The organism is Photobacterium swingsii, from assembly GCF_024346715.1.
GTDB lineage: Bacteria > Pseudomonadota > Gammaproteobacteria > Enterobacterales > Vibrionaceae > Photobacterium > Photobacterium swingsii.
In genome coordinates this window covers 1438488-1463120 of the sequence record NZ_AP024853.1, presented here as the reverse complement: position 1 = coordinate 1463120, position 24633 = coordinate 1438488, and the positions used below count along the sequence as shown (strand labels likewise).

Here is a 24633-nt window from a genome sequence, read left to right as displayed (position 1 = left end):
AAGTATTAATGCCGTAATAACAGTAACCTTATTGAAAGCACCTAACGTTATATTGCGTATAGTGCTTCTCTGATCATTATTTCATCGTTACTTTTGTTACCTACTTAGATAATCCATTTTCTATGCCAAGATGAGATTAATTTTTAATAAAAAATAATCAACAAGTTAACTATAGACAATATTTTTGACGACCTCACATCGCTTCCAAATGGTGCAGCTTGCACCAAACTTACTCTCGATATAAAAAAGACTAGGTTCGCGAGCCGCTTATGACACTCAAGGTGTGAACAATATTTCTCGCTACTTGCGCAAGAGATTGGCTGTTATTCATCGATGCCGTTCGCAACGCTTTAAACGCGCTCTCTTCATCCAAACCATGATGCTGCATGAGTAACCCCTTGGCCTTCTCGACCCATTTACGATCCGCTAGTTGCTGCGTCAGCTGCTCAATTTCAGATTCTTGTTGGCGCTGACACTGACGAACCTGCTCTGCTCGAAACACCCACGCCGACAAATCAAATTGACTGTCAGCAGGTAACATGACGTAACCATTTGGCTCTGGTAAACGATTGATATCATTTTGATTAAGCTGCCTAAGCAAAATCAACAATGGGATTTTATGGCAAGAAGCATGATCAACAATCATGCTTAATTCAGCACTAGGACGCTGCCATGAGACCACTAAAATACAATCGACATACCGTTCAACCAAAACTTCAAGCTGATGAAGAGTACAACCTATGATTTTATCGTAATCGACTGCCAGTCGACCGGTAATGGCGGCTTGCTGTTGTAAGTTATCACTACACACAATGAGCGGCTTCCCCTGCATTTAGTCTTCCTCTACCTTGGCTACTAATTATTCTTATCACGCTAACTATCAGTATATGGAAGCAAGTTGTCTGCCAGTTTAGTGCTCATAGCACTACAGGCACATGCCCGCTGTTAATAACGGCTTCACTCTTAGTCTGAAACGCGGCTATTGTGGTGGTTAGCTCCGCACGCAAAGTGACAACGTCACCTATTATCAATAATGCTGGCGATTCACCTTTTAATGTGTGTGCCAATACCTGCAGACCATCAAGCTGAGCAATATAAACCAGCTGCAATGGCGAACAACCGTGGGTGACGACAGCCACAGGTGTTGTTGCCGCTAAACCCGCTTGTAATAGTCCCGTTTCAATCTCTATCGCTTTTTCCAACCCCATATAAAAGACCAAGGTTTGCCCTTCATTGGCAAGCATCGACCATGCAGGTAAAGAACCCGCGACTACATGACCTGTGATAAAAGTAACGGAACGCGAGACTTGGCGATGCGTGAGTGGGATAAATGATGAAGCAGCGCAGCCCAGAGCAGCTGTAATACCAGGAATAAATTCAAAAGGGATCTTGTGTTGAGCCAGTGCTAAACCTTCTTCGCCACCACGGCCAAAAATCAACGGGTCACCCCCTTTTAGTCTTACGACATACAAACCTTGTTGCGCCTTAGTGATCAAAAGTTCGTTAATATCAGGCTGCTTTAAACTCGGAAAACCGCAACGTTTCCCTACATATAAATGCTCAGCATCGGGATTAGCCAGCGCAATAATATCTTGGCTAACAAGGCGATCGAAAACCAAAACATCGGCTTGCTGGATGGCTTTCAATGCTTTCACTGTCAGTAGTTCAGGATCACTCGGGCCAGCGCCGACTAAACTAACAAAGCCTTTTTTGCTTGCACTTTCATTCAAATTACAGGCATTCGTTGTAACTGGCACGCTACCACTTCGATTTGAACGGTACTCACGATGCAGTGTTAAATGGTCATGAAAAGCCGTCCGTTGTTCTGAGTTTTTTACTCGATTATCCATAATAGTCTCGCTCCTCGTGCTACCTACCAATCAAGGTAGGCATAAAAATCAGGGGGTCTGCTACTGGCTTCTGGACGTCACTGAAGCAATCAAGAGATCGAGTTGCTGCTCGACTTCAGGTAAACAAGAGCCACAATTGGTGCCACACTTTAGCTGTTTTTGTAATTGACAAAGGCTACCGACTCCCTCCTTTTCCACTGCATGAATGATCTGCTGATCCGTGACTCGAAAACAGCTACAAATCAAACGACTAGGCTGACTGCCATCATTCAACGCCATCAATACCGAAACCAAGGAAAATGGTTGCCCCATCAATTCCGAAAGCACAGCGACATCCAGTGCTATTGGCTGCTCACTAAACGCAAAGATCCCAGTAACAACAAGAGGCTCACCCTGCACATTCAATTCAATAACGGCATAGCCCCACGTTTGCTCGATCACCAATCGTTTACTGACCGTAGGTAATGAAACGCCAACAGAATCCACTTCAAGCTGCTTTTCATTAACAAAAAACTTTTGTAACCACATTGCTAATACTTGGTCATCACTGCGCGGTGTCGAGCAAGTAGTGACTGGCACTTTTTGAGCAAAACGCCAAATGCCACTGCGCCAGCCTTTTTGATAACTGCAACAGTCTGTTGGCAAGGACACAGGCGTTTGCTCACCAAGATACAACCCATGCCACATGTCTGGTGCAGGACGTATGGTCACTTGGTTCGACTTAAATGCCGGTTGACCCGATAGGCAATCTACAGCTGCCGCCACTATATAATTCACGGTATTAGATCCACCAAATACGCCAGCCCAGTGTATAGACATAAAAACTTGATCACGGCGTAAGCCATCATTGCTCTGTAATCGCACGATAATTGAAGGCAGTCTTCCATGTGAATCCGCCAGATCAAATGGATGATGTAAATCTGAAAAAGTGGAGGCTAAAAGAAAAGGGGACGCAGTATCCATAACCACTAATTGCCCGACAGTGAAACCCGCCTGTTGAATACTTACAGGATGCATATAAACCGTGGGTTCGGGTTCAGATTGTGCCAAAGCAGTGATATGCCCTGTCCGTGTCATCGTATGCCACTGATCACGCAGCCGACCAGTGTTCAGCGACCAGAGAGGTAAGCCCTGTTCTTTTTTTTGCTCAGAATCGAGCTGCTGCGAGTGCAATTGAGCTGGTACCACTAGGTTCGCTTTACCGTTGGACGTCGCAAAAGCCCCGTCATGATAGAGTGGTTGTGAAGCACCATGTGTTAATGGCCAACGTGTTGGCTGCCAGTGGATATACTCATCATCTGACATCACAGCTAAAACCGATAAATCCAGTTTAAATGGCGTGTTAGTATTCACCGCCGTTAACGCGGCATATTCACGAAAGATATCCGCTTCAGAATTAAAGGAAAAAGCCTCGTCATAACCTAACTTACGCCCGACATCTGCCAAAATTTTCCAATCTGGTTTTGCCGATCCTGGCGCTGGCATAAAAGCACGTTGCCGCGTCATGCACCGCTCAGAATTCGTGACCATGCCTGACTTTTCACCCCATCCCGCTGCTGGCAATAGAATATCGGCATAGCACGCAGTATCAGTGTCAGCACTAATATCCGATACCACCAGACATTCACATTGCGCGAGTGCTTCCCTGACCTTGGCACTATTTGGCAAAGACACCGCAGGGTTAGTCGCGATGATCCATAAAAAACGAATGTCGCCACGAGCCACTGCATCAAATAAATCCACGGCTTTCAAACCTGCAGTTTGTACGAGATTAGGGGCATCCCATGCATCACGCACAAAATTTAACGCATCAGGTTCAAAGCCCCGATGCGCGGCCAACTGAGTAGCCAACCCTCCAACTTCTCGCCCTCCCATCGCATTAGGTTGCCCTGTGATAGAAAATGGTCCCGAACCTTGCTTGCCGATTTTTCCACTGAGCAGATGACAGTTAATAATCGCGTTAGCTTTATCAGTACCATCTATGGCCTGATTTACCCCTTGGCAAAAAACAGTGATCGCTGTTGGGCTAACTGAAAACCAACGATAAAAGGTTGTCAGTGATTGCACGTCAACACCTAACTGGCAAGCAACTTCATCAAGTTGAAATTCATTGCCACTAACAGCATCAAGCAGCTCTTCACTGCCATTGGTATGGTCTTCAACAAAACGAGAGTCAATCGTTCCATTGTCAGCCATGTAGCGAATAAGGCCGTTAAATAGCGTAATATCACCGTCATTTGCAATCGGTAAGAACAAGTCAGCTTGCTCAGCTGTCACTGTTTTACGAGGATCGATCACCACCAACTTTACGCTTGGGTTCTTGTCTCGTGCTTGCTGAATACGCCTAAATACCACGGGATGGGTCCAAGCGGTGTTAGCACCCACAATCACAATCAAGTCGGTTACATCCAAGTCATCATAAGTCACAGGAACAACATCTTCACCAAACGCGCGTATATGCGCAGTAACCGCCGATGACATGCACAACCGAGAATTGGTATCGATATTGGCGCTACCGATAAATCCTTTCATTAGCTTATTCGCGACATAATAATCCTCTGTCAGCAGCTGGCCTGACACATACATACCAATGGCTTCGGGACCTGACTCTGCTAACACTTGCTGAATTTTATCGCTGATCGCTGAGGTGGCCGTATCCCAACTCACTTCCTGCTGAGATACCTTGGGGTATAACAAACGTGATGGCATGCTGAGGCTATCGGTTAAAGCCGTTCCTTTTACGCACAATGCACCTTTATTGGCTGGGTGGTTTACGTCGCCCTCAATTTTCCCATTACAGATTTTGATCCCACACCCAACCCCGCAATATGGGCAAGCCGATTGAATATTTAGTGATTGCATGTTTATCCCTACCTCAGAAAGCCTGGTTGTTTGCCCATATGGCATAAAAAAACGCCTGCCCTACAAAAAGGACAGGCGCCAATGCCGATGAATAAACCCAACTGTATTTGCCTAGACAATGAAAACTACTCCATTCCATTTAAGGAAAGCATTCATCATGCCAATCTTTTTTTATCTATCTTTCAACTCATTAGATTCAAACCGCATCTTTATCTGATACTCAATGCTTTGATTTGGCGCTTCATTGCACCATAAGTGCTCATTATTCGCCCCAGCCATCCATCCTCTTTGACACCACGAAGGCGTAGAGTGCCTGTTTTTTGACGACTCGTTACATAAAAAAGCCCAATCTCTTCACAATTTGCCTGATATCTGTTTAAACTTGCAGCTATATCATGGATATAACGTCATAATATATGAGCACTTTTCAGCTTCATCTATATACCGTTTGATACAAAGTAAATTGAACGTTTTTCCATTTTGTTGGATCTAATACACATTGCAACGAATCGTGACATCCACATTCGTTCACTATGTTAAACACACTAAAAAAGGGGCTCACAATGACGTGGCAACTACCTGAACTTCAATCGTTACTTAGCGCACATGATGGCTGGGAAGTTGAAGCTTCCGATGACACACTGATCATCAAAAATGAAGACCAAATCGAAGCTTACCTTGCGGTAGCTGGCGAACAAATTTTGGTTGAAGTCCTATTGTTTGCACAACAACAAGTTCAAGACGTTAGTGCACTGAACGAATTTGTACTTCGTACCCATAAAATGTTCCCACTATCGACCATTGGCTTAAGCGACCTAGACGGCGAAAGTTACTATGTTGCCTTTGGCTCCTTATCTTCACAATCAAAAGCAGAAAGTGTCGTTATTGAAGTGGCGACCCTATACCGAAACGTTGAAGCTTTCATTGAGCTTTACCAAGACCACCTAGCGGAGAATGCAGCATGAGTGTTTGGAAGAAACTAGTAACAGCCCTTAAAGGCGGTGCAAACGAAGCGGCTGAAGCGGTAGCAGACAATCAAGCATTACGTATTCTTGATCAAGAAATCCGTGAAGCTAAATCAGAACTCCGTCGCTCAGATGAAGCACTTGTGAAGATTGTAGCTAAACGCAAAATGTCCTCGCAAAAAGTAGCAAGCTTCGATCAAGGCATTAATGAGTATGAAACCCATGCACGTGCTGCAATGGAAAAAGGTCAGCAAGATCTAGCACTTGAGTGTGCACAAAAAGTGGCAACGCTTCGCAATGAGCAACAAGCTGAACAGACTTACCTAGATCAGTTCACGCAATCAGAGCAAAGCATGCGCACGAATATCGCACAAGCTAAAGACAAACTGCGTCAACTTGAGCAACAAGTCGATGTGGTAAAAGCGAACGAAGCGGTACAAAAAGCGCAAAGTGCAGTATCAGCAACCAATGTGGGTGCCAATGCAAAAATGCATACTGCCGTTGAATCACTTGATCGCATTAAACGTCGCCAAGCTGAAAAATCGGCACAACTTGAAGCTGCAGCAGAAATGGCTGAAGAGCAATCCGGTAGCAGCCTTGATAAGAAACTGGCAGAAGCTGGAATTACTCCGGGCGGTTCACAATCAGCAGAAGACGAACTAGCACGTATTCTAGGTAAATAACCACTTACCAAGTGTGAAAAAGGAGGTTGTGGATGTCGATGTGGTTACTCTTGCGTCGCTGGGTGTTAACCCAATTTGGTCAATTAAGTGGGCGAAACCTGCTATTGTCATCAGTAATGTATGCAGCAATCAGCTGGTTTTTACTGAGCCTTGCAGGTGAGCATGCGCTCACTCACTCTTTGACTGATTTCATCTACTACCTCTTTGTTACTGCCTCAACCGTTGGCTATGGCGACATGTCGCCAACGACTGATCTCGGGAAATGGGTTGTTGCCCTATTCGTCATTCCCGGTGGTCTTGGTCTCTTTGCTATCGGAGTTAGCCGTATCGCTAGCTTGCTGATCCATTACTGGAAAGGCGGGCTAATGGGAAAACGGAGTTTAAAAGTGAATAAACACATTCTTGTGCTCGGCTGGAATGAACAACGCACCTTGAGCCTCATCAATATGTTGCTGCACGAAGAACAAGGTCGTCGTGATATCGTTTTGTGTGTGCGTCCTGAAATGGAAAACCCACTACCCGGCAAAATTGAATTTGTTCGTGTTATCAGCTTTACCGATCATGCTGGCATGGCGCGTGCAGGTGTCGCAGATGCCGATTGCATTATCATCGATAACCCTGAAGATGATGTCACCTTGTCAGCATCATTATATTGTGCAAATCAAAACCCAGAAGCGCACTTACTCGCTTACTTCAACGATGAAGCCTTGAGCGATCTACTCAAACAGCATTGCCCTAATGCTGAGTGTATTCCATCTGTCTCTGTTGAGATGCTAGCGAAAGCAGCGGTCGATCCTGGTTCAAGTGAATTGCATCATGAACTGCTTAGTACCAATAAAGGCATGACCCAGTATTCAGTAAACTTCCCAAGCGATAAAACTGAAACTACCGTCGCACCACTTTTTTCTCTGTTCAAAAAACAACATGATGCAATTTTAATTGCACTAGATGCAGGCAAAGGCGTGGAATTAAATCCACCACTTGATAGAGCGGTAACCGCAAATACTAAACTGTTTTATATCGCCGATGAGCGCGTTGATTCTTTTGAATGGCATAAATTAGGAGATCAGGATGTTTGATTGGCTGAAAAAGAAAATGGCCCCTGAAGCCCCCAAAATTGAAGCGCCAGAAGTGCTAGGATTGCGCCTAGGTGGTGCCTTCGAACTTGATGATTTAAAACTCAAGTTAATTGAACCTGATTTGATCATTGAAGGCGCAGCACACACCCATTTAATCCAAGCCGTGGGTGAAGTTAACTTAGATGAACAAACCCGCCTGCTGCGTTACTACACCGACGATGACGGCTTTGTGCAAGTGCTCCAACATGGGCGCTCTGAAGCGGATGTTAGCGAAGTAAAGCTGTACTACTTCTACCACACTAGACCCATTGATACCCAAGCTCAGTGGCAAGACACTCTAGATCATCAAATTGTCCAACCAAGTAAACAGCTTGAAGGGTACGATTTTGAAAAAGTATGGGAAAACGAACGACCTGTTGCTATGACAGAAAAAACCTACTTAGCAGATGGGACAGTCAGCGAAACCGATCAGTTTGTAATGATTTATGAACGTGAGGCCGCAACTGAACAGTACGAATCACTGATGGTATCGGGCGAAGAAAAAATCATTAATAACCGTGCTGAATGGAGCCTAGTGACAAGTACTGGCTTTAACCTCACACCAACAGATTTCACCTTAATCGGTTAATCTACATTAGATAGTTATAGGATTTATCATGGACGTTTTTAGTCAATCACTTGCTGGCCTTGGCGCATTTCTGCTGTATTTCTCGCTGTCGTTAGTCTTCTTGATGCTATTCAAGTTTGTCTATGTCCGCTTTACACCATATGACGAATGGAAGTTGGTAAAAGAAGACCAAAACACAGCCGCAGCCATCGCATTATCGGGCTCAGTGTTAGGCTATAGCCTAGCGATTGCAGGCGCCGCTTCTAACTCAGTTAACTTAATCGACTTTGCGATCTGGGGCCTTGTGGCACTAGCAGCACAGCTGGTTGCCTTTGTCATTGTCCGCTTTGGTTTTATGCCTAAAATCGTAGAGCGCATTGAAGCTGGCGAAATTCCAGCAGGTATTTTGATGGCTGCAACCTCGGTATCAGTTGGCCTCTTAAACGCTGCGTGCATGACATACTAGGAGACGGACGATGAAACGAAGTGAACGCGTCGTCCTCGCCAGCATGCGTAAAAACTGGCGTCCCTACATGGTGACACCGCTAACAGCAGTATTTGCAGGTGTAGCACTAACAGGCTGTAGCGATAACAGTACAGAAGCTGAAATTTACCACTCGCTAGACGATTGTATTAGCGATAACCCAAGCTATACAGAGCAGTGTCAATCAGCGTATCAGTTTGCCTTACAAGAAGCCTCACGGACCGCACCTAAGTATCAGTCAATGAACGATTGTGTGGCCGAATTTGGCTCAAATGGTTGTATGCAATCACCAGGCAATAACTGGTTTATGCCTGCTATGGCTGGTTTTATGTTTGCCCGCATGATGGATAACAATCGCGGCTATTACTCACAGCCCATGTTCCGCTCTTACTACCCTGGCAGTGTCTTCTATGATCGCTGGACCACAGCAGATGGCTATGACTATGGCCGCAGCTCATACCGCAAAACAACGGTACGAGTCGGCAAAGATCAAATGAAACCGAAAGCAACCACCAGCCGTACTATTTCACGAGGTGGCTTTGGTTCTAGTGTGTCAGCTAAATCAGGCTGGAGCAGCAGTAAATCATCCAGTAAGAGCTGGGGAGGCTAATCACCTTATACTTGTATCAGCACCACACACCCAATACCGCCTCACAATAGTAATGCTAGGTTGGCGGTATTGGGGCTTTTATCAACATTGTTTATCTTCATCACTTTGCGACAAAGCCTACAAACATATTCACAGCAACTGCTTATTATCACTCACTAAATAATAAACAACTCACTTTTATTTTTATTACTATCACATAGAAAATAAACGTGACTTCCCCTCAATTTAACCCTCGCCTTATTGTCATCAATTTGTTAAATCACCATTAATTAAAACCATTGCATATTGAAATACAGAGTAAAAGTTGATTAAATTAACAGCATCACAAATCACACCGCTCATTGATTATCTTAAATTGTGATAATTTTATTAATTAGCACTTTTCAATGTAAATAAATCAACATCCTTGATTTATTTTACTATGGCGTATTTCCGACAGTTCATTAGTAGCAAAGACTATAGACTTTACTGCTATCAAATATACATTCATTACAAGTCACTTTATATTTTGGTTTGATGTATATAGAGAACTCAAATCTACATATCTATTATTAATAGATAAGAAATATTATGAGAGCTTATGCGATTATTATCTGCTGTATTGGTTTCATCCTTGTTCCTTGCTGGTTGTAATTCAGGATCGGATCAAGCAGAAAACAACGACAAGTCCTCAGGGAATACCCCTGTAGCGCCGCCAACTGATGGACCAACCACGCCTACAACGCCGGTAATCCCCCCCGTTGAAGTGCCTAAACTCGATCCGAATGTTGCCCCTATCACCAATGGTAGTTGGTATCGCCCGGGGCCACTTACTACCTGGCAATGGCAGCTCAGCGGTACAGTAAATACGTCTTATAATGTCGATATTTACAATATTGATTTATTTGATTCATCAACAGATCTTATTCAAGGTTTACAACAATCAGGCAAAAAAGTTATTTGTTACTTTTCTGCTGGATCTTATGAAAACTGGCGCCCTGACGCCAATGAATTTAAAGAAAGTGATTTAGGTAACAATCTTGATGGTTGGCCGGGTGAGCGCTGGTTAGATATTCGTTCTACTAATGTTTTTTCAATAATGACTAAACGATTAGAACTAGCAAAAGAAAAAGGTTGTGATGGCGTCGAGCTCGATAATATGGACGGTTATACTAATAACACAGGGGTCAATTTAACCAATACCGATCAACTTGCTTATAATCGAGTAGTGGCTAATACTGCCCACCAACTCAATTTATCTATTGGTCTTAAAAATGACCTAGACCAAATTCTTGAGTTGGTTGATTATTATGACTTTGCAATTAATGAGTCGTGTACAGAATATAACGAATGTCATTTACTTAATCCCTTTATCCAAAATGGAAAGGCAGTGCTAAATGCTGAGTATTTAAAGAAATATGTTGATGATGAAGCCGCTAGAAATGCCATGTGCAGTCAATCTAAGCAAATGCAGTTTAGTACCTTAGTGCTTCCGCTCGAATTAAACGATGCATTTCGGTTCAGCTGTTTATAGTTACACCTAATAACTAAACACAGCGAATAAAAAAGCACACTTTCGTGTGCTTTTTTATAATTGTCGCTCACTAGGTAAGCTGTAAGTTATCAGCCATAAATAATTAACCTAGGCAGCTAGTGATTTATTTGTCGTCGGCTTTTTTTCATCACTCTCCTCAGCACTATTGTGCTCACTAAGCACTTCTGCCAGTGTCGAACGAGATAAATGTCCCTCAACATCCCCATCAGCATTAAGTACTGGTAGCGGGTGATCGCTGTCTAAGGTTTCAGGAATAACCGCTTCCAGTAAGGCATCACTTTGAATAGCAGGTACATCCTCCAGTAACGAGGCGTCAATGGCCTTGTTATAATCTTCCTTCTCAACATTCTCTAGCGTTTCTTGGGTAATAACCCCTTGGTAGCCATCGTCATTGACGTAGTAACCGTAATCGTCTTTCGCTTTACGCATTTCAGCAACTGCTTCACCTATTGTTTCAGCGGAAATACGCACGACTTGTGGCTTCATGACCGTTTCGACGGTTAAGGCACGTGCACGGTTAACATCTTTTACAAAGGCTTCAACGTAGTCGTCCGCAGGGTTCAACAGAATATCGACCGGACGCCCTTGCTGCACCAGTACACCGTCACGCAATATCGCAATGCGATCACCAAGACGTAACGCTTCATCGAGATCATGAGTAATAAAGACGATCGTTTTATGGAGCTTTTCTTGCAATTCAATCAGCTGATCTTGCATCTCGCTTCGAATCAAGGGATCAAGCGCTGAGAACGCCTCATCCATCAGCAGGATATCTGCGTCGGTACACAAGGCGCGTGCCAGCCCAACGCGCTGCTGCTGTCCCCCTGAAAGCTGGGCAGGAAACTGGCTTTGATAGCCCCCTAAGCCAACCGTCTCAAGCCATTCCATCGCACGCTGCTTACGCTCATCTTTCGCGACACCTTGGATCTGTAATCCATACCCTATGTTATCCAACACGGTATGATGAGGCATCAAGCCAAAACGCTGGAACACCATAGACATTTTATGGCGACGGAAGGTTTGTAAATCCTTGCTGTTAAGGGCCATGACATCACTACCCTGTACGATAATTTCACCTGCTGTTGGTTCAATTAATCGATTAAAGTGACGGATCAGTGTCGATTTACCCGAGCCAGATAGCCCCATAACCACAAATATTTCACCAGGGTAAACATCGACATTGATGTCACTCAAACCAACGGTATGACCCGTTTCAGCTAAAATCTCATCTTTTGATTTACCTGCCTTAACTTGCTCAAGTACCTTCTTGCCATTGGGGCCAAAGACTTTATATAAGTTTTTTACACTGATCAGTGGTTCTTGCTTAGCCTTATCCATGATCATGTCCTCCAAGGTGCTGCTGAGTACGTTTAGCGTAGCTCTGTGATACGCGGTCAAAAATAATCGCGAGTGCCACTATGGCAAGGCCATTGAGCAGACCTAATGTGAAGTATTGGTTAGTAATGGATTTCAGTACAGGCTGACCTAAGCCTTTAACGCCGATCATAGAGGCAATCACCACCATCGCCAGTGCCATCATGATGGTCTGGTTAATCCCAGCCATAATATTTGGCATTGCAAGGGGAAGCTGTACACCAAATAGACGTTGGGTTGGGCTTGCACCATAAGCGGTTGCCGCTTCTAACACTTCTTTATCAACTAATCGTATGCCTAAATTAGTCAAACGAATAACCGGTGGAATGGCGTAAATTACAACAGCAATAACACCTGGGATTTTACCGATACCTAACAGCATCACCACAGGGATCAGGTACACAAACGCTGGCATGGTTTGCATAATATCAAGCAAAGGCGTCACAAAGGATTGCACACGGTTAGAACGTGCCATCGCAATCCCAATCGGAATACCAAGCCCTATTGCGACAAAGGTCGAGACTAAGATGATGCTCATGGTACGCATGGTGTTATCCCACATACCGAAGAAGCCAATTAAGAAGAAGGCAACAACAACGCCCAGAGTTAATTTCCATGAACGACTTGCCGCATATGCAAGCCCTGCTAACACTGCAATGACTAGCCACCAAGGCGTGCCCAGTAACAGCTTTTCAAACCAAATAAGAAAGGACAACAGGGGATCAAACACAGCTTCAATAGCATCGCCATATTCACGTGAAAATGCGCGATAAGCGCCATCCAATGTTTTTCTAATTTCTAGCAATTGGTGTCGATCCAACTGCGGAATTTCACTTAACCAAGATTGTTCAGACATACAACATCAATCCTTGAGTATGTATTTATACAAAAAAGCCCGCCATCGCGGCGGGCCATAACGCAATTAAAGCTCAGATAAAGCCTGTTTGATCTTTTTCGCAGCAGCGGGTGATACCCATGGTGTCCATGTTTGCGGGTATTCTGTCAGGAAGTGCTCCATCGCAATCTCACCATCGGCTTGATACTCTTCCATCCATGCCAAAATTTCATTCATTTGCGCATTACCAAATGCTCGTGCACTGAGGTAATCCATCGCTTCTGGAGCACGTTTAGAGAATGATGTGGTGACAATGGTATCAACCGGTGAAGGTGGGTACATGGTCGTTTTAGGATCAAGACACTCTTCCTTGGTGATACAAGAACGGAAGTGATCAGCATCAATACCAGATCCAAAATCAACTTTAACCATTTTGTATTTACCTAAAACGGCCGTTGGTGCCCAGTAATAGCCAAACCAGCCTTCTTTACGCTCATAAGCTTTAGCAATCGAACCTGAAAGACCTGCGCCAGAACCTGGATCGATCAATTCAAACCCTGCATCTTCAAGTTTCATTGCGTTAAAAAGATTGCCCGCCGTGATCTGGCAGTTCCAGCCAGCAGGGCAGCTCATGAATGCTGATTTCGATTTATCTTCAGGGTGTTCAAATAATTTCGCATTCGCGATAACCCCTTCGATGGTTGCCAAAGAAGGATCTTTCTCAACCATATAGGCAGGAACCCAAAACCCTTCTTCACCCCCATCGGTGAGCGTAGAGCCAGCAAATTGCAGTCGGCCATCTTTGGCACCACGATCCAAGGCTTCCTTCATCGAGTTACTCCACATTTCAGGCGCAATATCAGGCTCGCCTTTTTCAATCATGGAGGTACCTGTTGGCATAGTATCGCCAGGTACAAGTTCGGCATCACAGCCGTAGCCTTTATCAAGGATAAATTGGTCAATATGAGCGATGAGAGTAGCTGAGTTCCAATTCATATCAGCAATGGTGACTTTGCCACACTCATCAGCAGAGGCAGAAAAAGATGCAGATGCTAATAATATTGAAGTTGCGAGTAGCTTTCGCATATAAAACATTCCTTATTTATTATCCATTCCATGCAAGCACATCAATGCGTGCTGACAATAAGATACCATACTTTGCACACTAAATAATTATTGAACATTTCAAGAGAAAAACCAGTGCGATTATCAATGAATTACAGCCACAACTGAATTCATAAATGTTTAGTGCTGTAATAATTGTGGTGTCATATATGCTTCTAAAAAAATGCTAGCTTCCATATTTTCAAGCACGCCCCCTTGCCCTACACCGCTAGGCATAGCATTTATAACTGCATTATTGGTAGAACGAATAGATCAAAAAAAGCCTTAGCTTATGGGCCAAGGCTTTCTCAAAAAAAACGAAAAAAAATGTAACGCAAAGCGCTATCGACTAAATTTTCATCATTCTTGCCGTTCGAGCTGGAATAGTGAAAGTATGATAACGTGAGGTAATTGTCTCAGAATGGCCACTCAAAACATCACGGTACGCTTGGTGCCAATTTAGTTCATATCGTGAGGTATCGACGGTGTATGACCGTGCTTCTCCGCATTTATTGATGCCAACAATCCCTGCTTTTTCACGTTTAAAAATCAACATGCATTTATCGCTGAACATCACTTCCATGGTCTTACCCTGCATGGCGTTATGAAAACCCACCATCTTCACCATGTCTGAACGGTTCCAAACATTCGCCCAGCGTCCATTATCTTTGTCCTCGTTATCAGGCAAATCATCGCTGTAAACCAAAGGTGTGCCACCATCCTTACCTAAAATATAGCTATAGGCTAACTTCTCATCACCAGCATCCATGATTTGATAACGAAAACTGTCATTTGTTGGAATATCATGCGTAATGGTAAACGTAATAGCGCGGCTATCTGGTAAAGCTTGACCATACGCCTGTGGGTCTTGCAGGTAATTCATTCCACCATTAAACGAAAACGCAGAGCGAATCGAAGCAAAAAGCGGAAAGTCATACGCGCCGTGATTAGTATTGTTCAAATACGGCGCTAAGAATTTATCATAGCTACTATTGCCTTTACCGCCGCTGGTGATCACTTCACCAAAAACGTGCATACCTTGCGTGATCTCAGGAGTAAAAATCTGGTTAATCTGATACTGGCTCATGTGTTTAACTGCATCGATACGAAATCCTTTGATCCCCATTTTTTTCAATGCAGATAAATAGTTTCTCTGCTGCTGAACGACCCAATGATTAGGATCTAAATCAGGCAGGCCCGTATCGCCATCTGCACCACACAAACGCCAATACTGTACATTACCGGGGTTATCCCAATCACTGATACAGCCAGCTGGGTGGAAATCATTCTCTGAAAACAGCCCCTTAGCTAAATCACCAAATAATGTCTGACGAGTGTAGTAAGCGCTATTTTGGCTATAAGTATCTAATAATTCTTTCCCTGGATAATTTAGATCTTTACGCTTCCAACTTTCATTGGCCATGTGGTTTAAAACAACATCAGCATACACTTCCATGCCTTGTGCTTTCATTGCGGCAATTAAGGCTTCTAAATCTTCTTTGTTACCGAGCTCTGAATCAATTAAACGTAAATCTTGAGGCTGGTAACGTGCCCACCACTCTTTGCCTGATGATTTCATGGCAGGTGCTATCAAGACTTTCTTATAGCCCGCTTTTGCTATTTCAGCGGCATTTGCAGTGATATCGCTGTATTTCCAATTAAAAGCATGCAAAATGACATCTGCCTGAGCAGAAGTGGCAAATAAGCTTGCTGAAACAGCCATAGCTAACAATAACGGTTTATTCGGCATATTGGGTATCTCTATACAATGATTAACAAGGATAAATTGGGGATACCACGCCACCAGCAATCTTCACTTGTTATATATAGGGTTAGAAGCTGCTATGTGGTAGTGCGATGCACTGAAATGTAGACACTTTAGAAGCAAAAAAAGACACCCGACCACATAAGCTGTGAGTAATATCAGGTTCGGTAGGACAATAAGCTTTCATTATGTGAAGAGATAACATGAACAAGTCTATATGGCGCAAGCACGCCAAGCGGGTTCACTATTGTTTCGCTAAAGTTTAGAATTTCATGCGTTACGTTAGTGTCGGTGATACTCAGATCGTAACAGCCGTTCAAGCTCTTCTGCAGGTAAAGGGCGACTATACACATACCCTTGAATCAGATTACAGCCCAACTCTTTCACCAGTTCAATTTGTGCTGGCGTTTCAACACCTTCAGCTAAAGTGCAATACCCGAAGGAATGGCACATCATCACAATAGATCGCACTATATCTTTACTCGATTGATCGGTGTCGATGTCCATAATAAATGAACGGTCTATTTTTACGTATTTCAGGGGAAGTTGCTTAAGCAATGACAAAGATGAATAACCAGTACCAAAATCATCAAGAGCAATCTCAAAACCTACATCAATAAACTTATTTAAGATTGCGACACAGTGTTCAAGATCGGTGATCGCCGCCGTTTCGGTGATTTCGATAATAATGTGATTTGGGTTTCCGCCTTCTTCCAAAATAGCGGCAATATAGTCATCAGCAAAGTGCGGGCGCACCAATTGACCAGGACTCACATTGATTGAAAGTTTGAGTATTTCATCAGGGTACATGGCAGACCAACGTACATGCTCACGTACGGACTTACGTGTCATCAACTCGCCGAGCTTATAAATTAAGCCGCTCTCTTCAGCTACTGCAATAAAAGTCGTGGGGCTAATGTGTCCCAGTGCAGGCGAATACCAACGCGCTAAGCTTTCCACCCCATAAAGTTTGCCTGTATATGGGTTATATTGTGGTTGAAAATGTACACTAAGGTCTTCATTTTCAATGGCTTGACGTAATAGCTGTTCTAGTGTTGCTTGTAACTGCACATCAGAATCCATCGAGCAGTCATATAACATCGCACTCACTGAGCTATCGCGCTTTGCGCGGTACATAGCAATGTCCGCTTTTTTGATCAAATCATCCGCAGTCGCCCCATCATGAGGATAGAAAGCAATACCAATACTGCCTTGAGTCGCTAACTCTAAACCATTAAAAACAAAAGGCGTTTCGACTTCTTGCAGAATACGGTTCGCCAGCATTAAAGCAGCTTCATTGGTCGAGACATCACAAAAAAATAAAAATTCATCCCCGCCTAATCGCGCTAATTTATCATTGCGCCTGATCACTCGGCGTAGAGCCGCTGATACATGCTGTAAAAGGGCATCACCCACATCATGTCCATAGGTATCATTCACGAATTTAAATCGATCGAGATCCATCAACATAGCTGCATGGGGAACTCGAGGTCGCTGTTGAATATGGCGATCTAGCTGCTCTTTCATCATGATACGATTCGGAATACCAGTCAGGGTATCGTAGTACGCCAAATGACGAATTTTAGTCGCCATATTTTGGGACTTTTCTTCCCGCAGCTTCACCGATTCGATCAAGGCATCACGCTCAATAAACAGTGATAGCATGTCCAAATAGTTATTAAACATACTGTAGCCACTCGCGCTTGAATCTGAATATAAGTCATCAACCACAGCCACAACCCCACATAAACCATTAGATTCTTGTGGTATAGGGATCAAGGTAATAAGGAAGGCGTCTGGTAAGTGGTAGTTATACAATTCAGCAGGGGGATACTGAGATGGCAAAAATGCATGCTGCGTAATATCTTTACAGCGCTGCTCTTCTTCTCCCATTGCGCACGCTTGCGTGACGTAGAGCTTGTCTTGATCATAATCACGGTAATTCAACGCAAAAAACGCCCATTTTAACGATGTGTTATAAACACTCGGTAAATTAAGTAATGAATGAAAACCATGCTGAGCCAAGTTAAAAAATGATTCATGTATTTCTTCTGGTCGGTGGGCCAAATCATCCAATAATTGTTGTCGCACATAACTGAGGTTTGCACTGGCGCATTTCTTTGATTCTGGTGCCCCACAAGAATCACGTACAATAAGCTGCTGGGGCATCACTATATCACCTGAACTATATGGCGCCCCTTTAATACGCTCAATTAAACGATCGAGTGCTCGTTCAACCAAATTTTCAAGCTGTTGATTTATAGTGGTTAATGCCGGTTCAAACCGTGCACCAAGCAACGTATTATCGATACTCGCCACCGCTAACTGCGCTGGAACGGCAATATTCACCGTTTTTAATTGTTCAATAAACCCGACCGCATTGTAGTCGGTAGCACAGATGATTGCGGTGCACTCAGAGTTACGAGCAATAAACTGCCGCCCCGCATCACGCCCACCGGGTAAAGTCGACTCACTAATAGAAAAAAACCAATGCGCTTGATATGGCATCTGCCAATGTTCGAATCGAGATTGGTAGGCTTTAAAGCGAACTTGGATATCTTCAACCGACAAGTTGCCACAAAAACCTATTTTTTGGTGGCCCTGTCTGACAAGATGATCAAAAACCGCTTCAACACCTTGCTGTTGATCGCTGCGGATAGTTTCCACTTCCAATGTGGGGTATGACTCACCCAGTGACATGACTTTAATGCCCCGCTCAATCGCACATTCCAAAAGTGCTGGCGATGCTGAATCTAAAATAGTCAGTAACCCATCGAGATGATCAAACGCAAGTGGTAGTTGATAATCATCAAAACCACCTGTTCTAATCAGCACTAAATTCACCCCTTTTTGCTGGGCAATTAATCGTAAGCTAGAGGTGATCTCCCCCAAATAAAAACCACTCAATAGCGGCACTATCACACCAATCGTCATTGATGTATGAGCAGGTTGCGAAGGAAATGGAACATTAGCGTCCGCTAAAAAGGGCATGATTTCTTCTCGTTGTAAGGATCACTCACGCGTTACCACTGACTTTAAATCTACGGCTTTATAACAAATGATTAAAAGGTGCTATCGCTCTTATATCGCCATAATAAGAAGTTAGTGCACTCGAAAACATCCTCCTTTACCGATTTTGTTCATCTAATTGATAATAATGTTATCTTGTTAGCATATTTCTTTGTTTATTGGCGTGATTTCCCCAGTAGGATTCCTACAACATCGCATACTTACAACGAATATTGTGTTCCTAACAGCTTGTAATATAAGAATCATAAAGCCATTGCGGCTAGATAATACAGGCTCATCGCGTCTCATCCTTGCTACTCCTACCCTCTTATTTCATCAAAGAGAGGAGGCTTTTGAAACAAACTCCCATTAGTATTCATGGCAATGTTTAAAAAGGTTGTTTTACAATGAAAGCAATTTCAAACCCAATCAACGCGACCTATTCGCAGGCAACAAACGTTATCTTGCATGCGTTTGACTGGCCTTATTGCCGTATTAAAGAACAAGCAGCGTCGATTGCTGATGCAGGCTTCAAAGCCGTACTTATATCGCCACCGATGAAATCCCTTAAATCGGAAGATGGTACCCCGTGGTGGCAACGTTACCAGCCACAAGATTACCGTGTCATTGATAATCAACTGGGTAATACGCTCGATTTCAAAGCGATGACCCACGCCCTTTCGGCCGAAAATATTCACGTTTACGTTGATGTCGTTTTTAACCATATGGCAAACGAAGAAGAAATCAATGAGGCGTTAATCTACCCAAATACGGATGTATTGGCTGACTATAAAAAGAATAAAGCACACTACCAAGATCTCATGCTGTTTGGCGACTTGGGCCAACCGTTATTTACTGACAAAGATTTTGTGCTCGCTTTTCCTATCAAAGACTGGACTGACCCATGGGAAGTACAACATGGCCGCATCAGTAATGGCGATCGAGACCCTGGTTTACCGACGTTAAAATACACAGACAAAGTTGTTGAAGCACAAAAGCAGTACCTAAAAGCCCTAAAGCAATTAGGTGTAAAAGGTTTCCGTATTGATGCGGCCAAACACATGACACTCGAACACCTGCACCAAGTGTGGGACGATGAAATCAGCAGTGAAACCCATGTGTTTGGTGAGATCATTACTGATGGTGGCGCAACAAAGGAAGAATACGAGTTATTCTTGCAGCCCTATCTCGCCAATACCTACCTTGGTGCGTACGACTTCCCGTTGTTTCATACCCTCAAAAATACGTTATCAGAACCTGATAGCACCATGGCCAGCTTGATAAACCCCTATTCACTAGGGTCAGCATTAGCACATGATCGTGCCATTACCTTTGCAATTACCCATGACATCCCTAACAACGACGTTTTTCTCGATCAAGTCATGCCTGAGCATATTGAATGCTTGGCGTATTGTTACATTCTCGGTCGTGATGGCGGCGTACCCTTGATTTATTCCGATCTTGATACCAGTGGGATTACAGATAAATCAGGTAAACCGCGTTGGCTAGATTGTTGGAAGAATCCAACGCTTCAACAAATGATCCGTTTCCACAATTTAATGCACGGCAAGCCAATGGCCTTGGTGCATCAAACAGAGGATGTATTGGTGTTTAGCCGTGGTGCGAACGAAGGCATGGTGGCTATCAACAAGGGGCAGCAAGCGGTTGAAATTTGTCTCAATGCAGAAGTTAGTACCGACATGACAACTGAAATCTTGCAACAAGAAGGCGTCAGCTTCGATGCAACTCACCAGCACCTCACACTGGCGAAGCACAGCTGTGCCATGCTGCTATGTCTTAACCTAAAGCCTAAGGATGTAAACCCGCACTAATCAAGTGGAGCATGACATTCTACGTACGAAGCGTCTTAACATAACTCACGAAAAAAAGCCGAGTCGGTAATCGACTCGGCAAGCAGGGAAACTGTTTTTATTGCCAGCAGGATGAGTAAGATTATTCCTCAAACGGATCGCTGAATATAGGGAGCGTTAACAACGTCTCATCAGTTAACGTTTCCATAAACGCGACCAAGGCTTCTTTCTCTTCTTGGCTCAAATTAAAACGTACGGGAGGCCCTGACTGACTGCCATTTCGTCGTAAGGCTGGCGCTAAATTGCGGTGTGCCTGTACGCCGCTATTATAAAACTCCACCACATCCATCAAAGTAGCAAGACGACCATCATGCATATAAGGGGGACTGGCTGCGATATTGCGTAACGAAGGCACTTTAAAGAAGCCATTACCTGCCCCTTGGTCGGGTGCATTATTACCATCAAGGCCATTGTTATGCGCCTGATCCGCAGTATGAGCCGAAGTATGATGACAAGTATCACACCCTAGCGAATCATTACGATCGCCTGGCACACCAGAGAATAAGCGAAGCCCGAGCATTTCTTGTTCCGTAAAAACCTCTTCAAATTTAGGCGCATTCCATGTACCCACTGTGAATGCCTGATCATACTTAGATTGGTAGCTCACCATTGCACGAATAAATTGCGCTAATGCTTTAGAGATACGATCACTGGTGATCGCCTCATCGCCAAATGCGGCATCAAACAAAGGCGCATAAAAACTGGTTAGCCCTAACTTCACTTCAAGATCGAGTAAATTCATCCCCATTTCGACACTGTCTTGAATAGGCATCAGCACTTGATCTTCCAACGTATTAGCTCGTTCATCCCAAAAGAAACTTCTAGGCGAATAATACGCAGCATTGGATAAGCTCATGGAATGACGGCCTGTTTTCCCGCCATCGAAACCATCACTAAAAACGTTCGGATCTGAAAAGCCATGTTCTTGCTGATGACAAGACGCACAGGCAACGGTGTTGTTTAATGAGAGTCGCTTATCATAAAAAAGCACACGGCCTAAGTTGGCGCCTGCATTTTTTATTCGATTATCAAACGGGGTGTTGTCTTGGCCAGCCACATTACCAAAACTCGCCGAGATACGGGTGTAGTACTGGGGTTGACCATCAACATAGGCTTCGAAGTCTCCCGATTGCGTCAAATCGGGCATAGGTAAACCATCAATATCCACCCTTGGCTCTGGCTCTGGCTCTGGCTCTGGCTCTGGCTCTGGAACAGGGTCGTCTTCCCCTCCCGAGCCACCACCGTCACCCGAGTCACCATCACCTGAACCTCCGCCTGAACCTCCATCTGGTGGAGTAGGATCACTACCACCTGAAGGCGGAGGCGTTACTCCGCCGCTATCGGAACCATCATCAGGTGGTGTTTCAGGCTGTTGCTCTGGAGGAACATTCGTGTCCTCCGTTGTCGCAGAAACAACAGGATTAGCACTTTCGTCTTCGACACTATCATCATCACAAGCCACGACGGATGTCAGGACGACAGCCATCGCGATCAGTTTAGGAGTATTCATTAATACTACCCTCTAGCCAACTTGATTATTATTTATTAATCGGGGCTTATATTTCCCCGTATCATTAATCAAGCTAGCAAGCCATTGCTTGTCTTGTGTCTTATAACCAATAATAACCATACTCTGCCCATGGTTTAGTGACACAACAAAACGAACCGTCGTGATTGTTCATCTTCCCTTTCCCCTAACCAACCGCATGACACTCCTCACGTTTTTATGCTCATTTCATACTAAAGAAGCCGTTTTATAGAGAAAAGGCGTCTAAAAAGACGATTGCAGCACATCATGTTTTGGCAGTAGCATGTTTAGCAAAGGTGATGGGGTTCCACCTACTCAACCAATACCGTTACGACGGAGCTGGTAACAACCGCCATGTGGCTGATGACTCCTACAGAAAAGAAAACAGGTGTAACTGTTGGTGAGCGACGGATGTGGCTCATATCAATCTGCACAAACATGTGATCCATGTAACGGATTAAAGCACTTATCGCTTAATCAAAATTATTGTTATTAGCACCACTGATGACAATTATTTTGAATCGATTTTATATTGCTTTTATCGTTAGTATTCGATCCGTGGCTTGTTCAAATTGATACTATTTTTCTGTAGGGATATAACACGCCAACACACTTGTTTTCCTAACATTTAAAGGAAAACGCCATGCAATACTCTACTGAAATCCAATCTATGTGCCCCGTTCAGCGTGGCGATTTACACCCCTCTGCGCCTATCCCTGTTGAAGGCCGCATGATCCGTCCAACAGACGTTATTGCCATTTCAGGCTTAAGCCATGGCGTGGGCACATGCGCCCCGCAGCAAGGTGCGGCTAAGCTCACCCTTAATATCAAAAAGGGCATCATCGAAGAAGCACTCATCGAGACCATTGGCTGCTCGGGCATGACCCACTCTGCTTCAATGGCCGCAGAAATTCTGACGGGCAAAACCCTGCTTGAAGCGCTCAATACCGACCTTGTCTGTGATGCTATCAATGTTGCCATGCGCGAAATTTTCTTACAGCTTGTTTATGGTCGCAGCCAATCTGCCTTCTCTGAAGACGGCTTAGAAATTGGCGCAGCACTGGAAGATTTAGGAAAAACCCAACGAAGCCAAGTCGGCACCAGTTACGCCACTTCCGCTAAAGGGGTGCGTTATATGGAACTCGCCGAAGGCTATGTAACGAAACTGGCACTCGACGACAATAATGAAGTGATTGGTTACCAATATCTTAACCTCGGAAAAATGATGGCAAGTGTTGAAAAAGGCGTGCCAGCCGAAGAGGCCATGGCTGACGCAACAGGCGTTTATGGACGCTTCAACGACGCCGTAACCACCATCAATCCACGCAACGCATAACGAGGGCTGCATCATGAATTCACAAGTTAACCAATACCTACAAGAAATGAACATGTCATCGTTAGAAGAAGCAAAACAATACTGTCTAACGTTTGGAATTGCGCCACAAGATACCGTATTGGACACCCAACCCATTGCTTTTGATAACGCCTGTGATGCTTACACTCTCGGTACTGCCTTGGCGTTATATCGCCAAGCAGCTAACGCAGAAGCGGCGGCTAACGCCATTGGCGAAGGGCTACAAGCCTTTTGTAAAACCGGTAGCGTGGCTGCACAGAGAAAAGTCGGCTTAGGTCATGGCGCACTTGCGGCACGCCTATTAAATGAAGACACTCAATGCTTTGCCTTCTTAGCCGGTCATGAGTCTTTCGCGGCGGCGGAAGGGGCGATAAAAATCGCAATGAACGCTAACCGCGCAAGAACAACACCACTGAAAGTGATCTTAAACGGTTTAGGTAAAGATGCCGCTTACCTGATCTCACGCATTAATGGCTTTACCTATGTGCGCACCGAATTTAATTACGATACGGGGGAATTAATCGAAGTAAGCCGCCGTCGTTTCTCTAATGAATTACGTGGTGACATTCTTTGCTACGGTGCTGACGATGTCCGCGAAGGGGTGGCTATCATGCACCGTGAACAAGTAGATGTCAGCATTACGGGTAACTCGACTAACCCAACCCGTTTCCAACACCCTGTTGCAGGGATCTACAAATCAGAACGCACCACCCAACAAAAACCATATTTCTCTGTCGCATCAGGCGGTGGTACAGGCCGAACGTTACACCCAGATAACGTCGGCGCAGGCCCTGCTTCATACGGCCTTACTGACACCATGGGACGCATGCACGCCGATGCCCAATTTGCCGGTAGTTCATCCGTGCCAGCCCACGTTGCTATGATGGGTTTCATCGGCATGGGCAATAACCCTATGGTGGGTGCAACCGTTGCATTGGCGGTGGCAGTTGATCAGCAGCTGCACCATTAAGTTCATTAAACGCTGTCATACTTTTAGCCCAGCTTATTCGCTGGGCTTTTTATGGTGTGAGCTTTTTATTAATAGGCTTATTCATCACTTGCTGTTAATACCGAGCAATCCGAAGTGAAATACTGCTGCCCCCATTAGTACCAACAAGA

19 protein-coding genes and 1 riboswitch are annotated in these 24633 nt (G+C 44.4%); of the genes, 10 read left to right on the top strand and 9 right to left on the bottom strand.

Annotated elements, in window-relative coordinates; translation table 11 throughout:
• Positions 1–250 precede the first annotated feature (250 nt).
• The 3 genes from OCU77_RS23675 to OCU77_RS23665 form a co-directional block, all read right to left on the bottom strand.
• Positions 251–832: an ANTAR domain-containing response regulator gene (locus tag OCU77_RS23675; protein WP_048899679.1), complete on the bottom strand. Its 582-nt coding sequence runs from the start codon at positions 830–832 to the stop codon at positions 251–253.
• Positions 833–917: 85 nt separating this feature from the next.
• Positions 918–1850: a uroporphyrinogen-III C-methyltransferase gene (cobA, locus tag OCU77_RS23670; protein WP_053111860.1), complete on the bottom strand. Its 933-nt coding sequence runs from the start codon at positions 1848–1850 to the stop codon at positions 918–920.
• A 60-nt stretch (positions 1851–1910) separates the two neighbouring features.
• Complete coding sequence (locus tag OCU77_RS23665) at positions 1911–4712, bottom strand: nitrate reductase (protein ID WP_107302967.1); 2802 nt, start codon at positions 4710–4712, stop codon at positions 1911–1913.
• Between the two features lie 563 nt (positions 4713–5275).
• Here OCU77_RS23665 and OCU77_RS23660 point away from each other — a divergent pair.
• From OCU77_RS23660 to OCU77_RS23630, 7 genes are all read left to right on the top strand, one after another.
• Positions 5276–5677: a DUF2170 family protein gene (locus OCU77_RS23660; protein ID WP_048899678.1), complete on the top strand. Its 402-nt coding sequence runs from the start codon at positions 5276–5278 to the stop codon at positions 5675–5677.
• A complete protein-coding gene (locus OCU77_RS23655; protein WP_048899677.1) occupies positions 5674–6360 on the top strand; it encodes a PspA/IM30 family protein in 687 nt (228 codons plus the stop codon). Before OCU77_RS23660 ends, OCU77_RS23655 begins: the two co-directional genes overlap by 4 nt.
• 32 nt (positions 6361–6392) lie before the next feature.
• Positions 6393–7439, top strand: coding sequence for a potassium channel protein (locus OCU77_RS23650; RefSeq protein WP_048899676.1), 1047 nt, complete (start codon positions 6393–6395; stop codon positions 7437–7439).
• A complete protein-coding gene (locus OCU77_RS23645) occupies positions 7432–8067 on the top strand; it encodes a YjfK family protein (protein WP_048899675.1) in 636 nt (211 codons plus the stop codon). The genes OCU77_RS23650 and OCU77_RS23645 overlap by 8 nt, the downstream gene beginning before the upstream one ends.
• 28 nt (positions 8068–8095) lie before the next feature.
• Entirely contained in the window at positions 8096–8512 is a 417-nt protein-coding gene (locus OCU77_RS23640) for a DUF350 domain-containing protein (RefSeq protein ID WP_048899674.1), read from the top strand.
• A gap of 10 nt (positions 8513–8522) precedes the next feature.
• Positions 8523–9140, top strand: coding sequence for a DUF1190 family protein (locus OCU77_RS23635; protein WP_048899673.1), 618 nt, complete (start codon positions 8523–8525; stop codon positions 9138–9140).
• Between the two features lie 580 nt (positions 9141–9720).
• Entirely contained in the window at positions 9721–10653 is a 933-nt protein-coding gene (locus OCU77_RS23630; protein ID WP_053111858.1) for an endo alpha-1,4 polygalactosaminidase, read from the top strand.
• Between the two features lie 108 nt (positions 10654–10761).
• On the opposite strand, the gene OCU77_RS23625 is transcribed toward OCU77_RS23630, so the two are convergent.
• The 5 genes from OCU77_RS23625 to OCU77_RS23605 all read right to left on the bottom strand — a co-directional run bounded on the left by OCU77_RS23625 (position 10762) and on the right by OCU77_RS23605 (position 18743).
• Positions 10762–12012 carry a quaternary amine ABC transporter ATP-binding protein gene (locus OCU77_RS23625; protein WP_084711830.1) on the bottom strand — a complete coding sequence of 417 codons (1251 nt, stop codon included), beginning with the start codon at positions 12010–12012 and terminating at the stop codon, positions 10762–10764.
• Positions 12005–12904 (bottom strand): ABC transporter permease, encoded by a 900-nt coding sequence (locus tag OCU77_RS23620; protein ID WP_048899671.1) that lies wholly within the window; start codon positions 12902–12904, stop codon positions 12005–12007. Before OCU77_RS23620 ends, OCU77_RS23625 begins: the two co-directional genes overlap by 8 nt.
• 66 nt (positions 12905–12970) lie before the next feature.
• Positions 12971–13969 (bottom strand): ABC transporter substrate-binding protein, encoded by a 999-nt coding sequence (locus OCU77_RS23615; RefSeq protein WP_048899670.1) that lies wholly within the window; start codon positions 13967–13969, stop codon positions 12971–12973.
• Positions 13970–14336: 367 nt separating this feature from the next.
• A complete protein-coding gene (locus OCU77_RS23610) occupies positions 14337–15737 on the bottom strand; it encodes an alpha-amylase family protein (protein ID WP_048899669.1) in 1401 nt (466 codons plus the stop codon).
• A 297-nt stretch (positions 15738–16034) separates the two neighbouring features.
• On the bottom strand, positions 16035–18743 hold the full coding sequence (locus OCU77_RS23605; RefSeq protein ID WP_048899668.1) for an EAL domain-containing protein: 2709 nt from the start codon (positions 18741–18743) through the stop codon (positions 16035–16037).
• A 425-nt stretch (positions 18744–19168) separates the two neighbouring features.
• Here OCU77_RS23605 and OCU77_RS23600 point away from each other — a divergent pair, with 425 nt between their 5' ends.
• Positions 19169–20593, top strand: a complete 1425-nt coding sequence (locus tag OCU77_RS23600) for an alpha-amylase family protein (protein ID WP_048899667.1) — start codon at positions 19169–19171, stop codon at positions 20591–20593.
• A gap of 121 nt (positions 20594–20714) precedes the next feature.
• On the opposite strand, the gene OCU77_RS23595 is transcribed toward OCU77_RS23600, so the two are convergent.
• Positions 20715–22142, bottom strand: coding sequence for a cytochrome-c peroxidase (locus tag OCU77_RS23595; protein WP_244915186.1), 1428 nt, complete (start codon positions 22140–22142; stop codon positions 20715–20717).
• 304 nt (positions 22143–22446) lie between these two features.
• A riboswitch (Fluoride riboswitch) is annotated at positions 22447–22540 on the top strand.
• Between the two features lie 263 nt (positions 22541–22803).
• Here OCU77_RS23595 and OCU77_RS23590 point away from each other — a divergent pair.
• Positions 22804–23496: an iron-sulfur cluster assembly scaffold protein gene (locus OCU77_RS23590; protein WP_107302968.1), complete on the top strand. Its 693-nt coding sequence runs from the start codon at positions 22804–22806 to the stop codon at positions 23494–23496.
• Between the two features lie 13 nt (positions 23497–23509).
• Positions 23510–24484 (top strand): GGGtGRT protein, encoded by a 975-nt coding sequence (locus OCU77_RS23585; RefSeq protein WP_048899664.1) that lies wholly within the window; start codon positions 23510–23512, stop codon positions 24482–24484.
• The last annotated feature ends 149 nt before the right edge of the window (positions 24485–24633 follow it).

Bases quoted from the DNA above. Each gene is read 5' to 3' on its own strand.
- OCU77_RS23650 (WP_048899676.1), top strand. From the start codon at position 6,393: ATGTCGATGTGGTTACTCTTGCGTCGCTGGGTGTTAACCCAATTTGGT.
- OCU77_RS23655 (WP_048899677.1), top strand. From the start codon at position 5,674: ATGAGTGTTTGGAAGAAACTAGTAACAGCCCTTAAAGGCGGTGCAAAC.
- OCU77_RS23625 (WP_084711830.1), bottom strand. From the start codon at position 12,012: ATGGATAAGGCTAAGCAAGAACCACTGATCAGTGTAAAAAACTTATAT.
- OCU77_RS23645 (WP_048899675.1), top strand. From the start codon at position 7,432: ATGTTTGATTGGCTGAAAAAGAAAATGGCCCCTGAAGCCCCCAAAATT.
- OCU77_RS23660 (WP_048899678.1), top strand. From the start codon at position 5,276: ATGACGTGGCAACTACCTGAACTTCAATCGTTACTTAGCGCACATGAT.
- OCU77_RS23665 (WP_107302967.1), bottom strand. From the start codon at position 4,712: ATGCAATCACTAAATATTCAATCGGCTTGCCCATATTGCGGGGTTGGG.
- OCU77_RS23640 (WP_048899674.1), top strand. From the start codon at position 8,096: ATGGACGTTTTTAGTCAATCACTTGCTGGCCTTGGCGCATTTCTGCTG.
- OCU77_RS23595 (WP_244915186.1), bottom strand. From the start codon at position 22,142: ATGAATACTCCTAAACTGATCGCGATGGCTGTCGTCCTGACATCCGTC.
- OCU77_RS23605 (WP_048899668.1), bottom strand. From the start codon at position 18,743: ATGCCCTTTTTAGCGGACGCTAATGTTCCATTTCCTTCGCAACCTGCT.
- OCU77_RS23615 (WP_048899670.1), bottom strand. From the start codon at position 13,969: ATGCGAAAGCTACTCGCAACTTCAATATTATTAGCATCTGCATCTTTT.
- OCU77_RS23630 (WP_053111858.1), top strand. From the start codon at position 9,721: ATGCGATTATTATCTGCTGTATTGGTTTCATCCTTGTTCCTTGCTGGT.
- OCU77_RS23610 (WP_048899669.1), bottom strand. From the start codon at position 15,737: ATGCCGAATAAACCGTTATTGTTAGCTATGGCTGTTTCAGCAAGCTTA.
- OCU77_RS23675 (WP_048899679.1), bottom strand. From the start codon at position 832: ATGCAGGGGAAGCCGCTCATTGTGTGTAGTGATAACTTACAACAGCAA.
- OCU77_RS23585 (WP_048899664.1), top strand. From the start codon at position 23,510: ATGAATTCACAAGTTAACCAATACCTACAAGAAATGAACATGTCATCG.
- OCU77_RS23635 (WP_048899673.1), top strand. From the start codon at position 8,523: ATGAAACGAAGTGAACGCGTCGTCCTCGCCAGCATGCGTAAAAACTGG.
- OCU77_RS23620 (WP_048899671.1), bottom strand. From the start codon at position 12,904: ATGTCTGAACAATCTTGGTTAAGTGAAATTCCGCAGTTGGATCGACAC.
- OCU77_RS23600 (WP_048899667.1), top strand. From the start codon at position 19,169: ATGAAAGCAATTTCAAACCCAATCAACGCGACCTATTCGCAGGCAACA.
- cobA (WP_053111860.1), bottom strand. From the start codon at position 1,850: ATGGATAATCGAGTAAAAAACTCAGAACAACGGACGGCTTTTCATGAC.
- OCU77_RS23590 (WP_107302968.1), top strand. From the start codon at position 22,804: ATGCAATACTCTACTGAAATCCAATCTATGTGCCCCGTTCAGCGTGGC.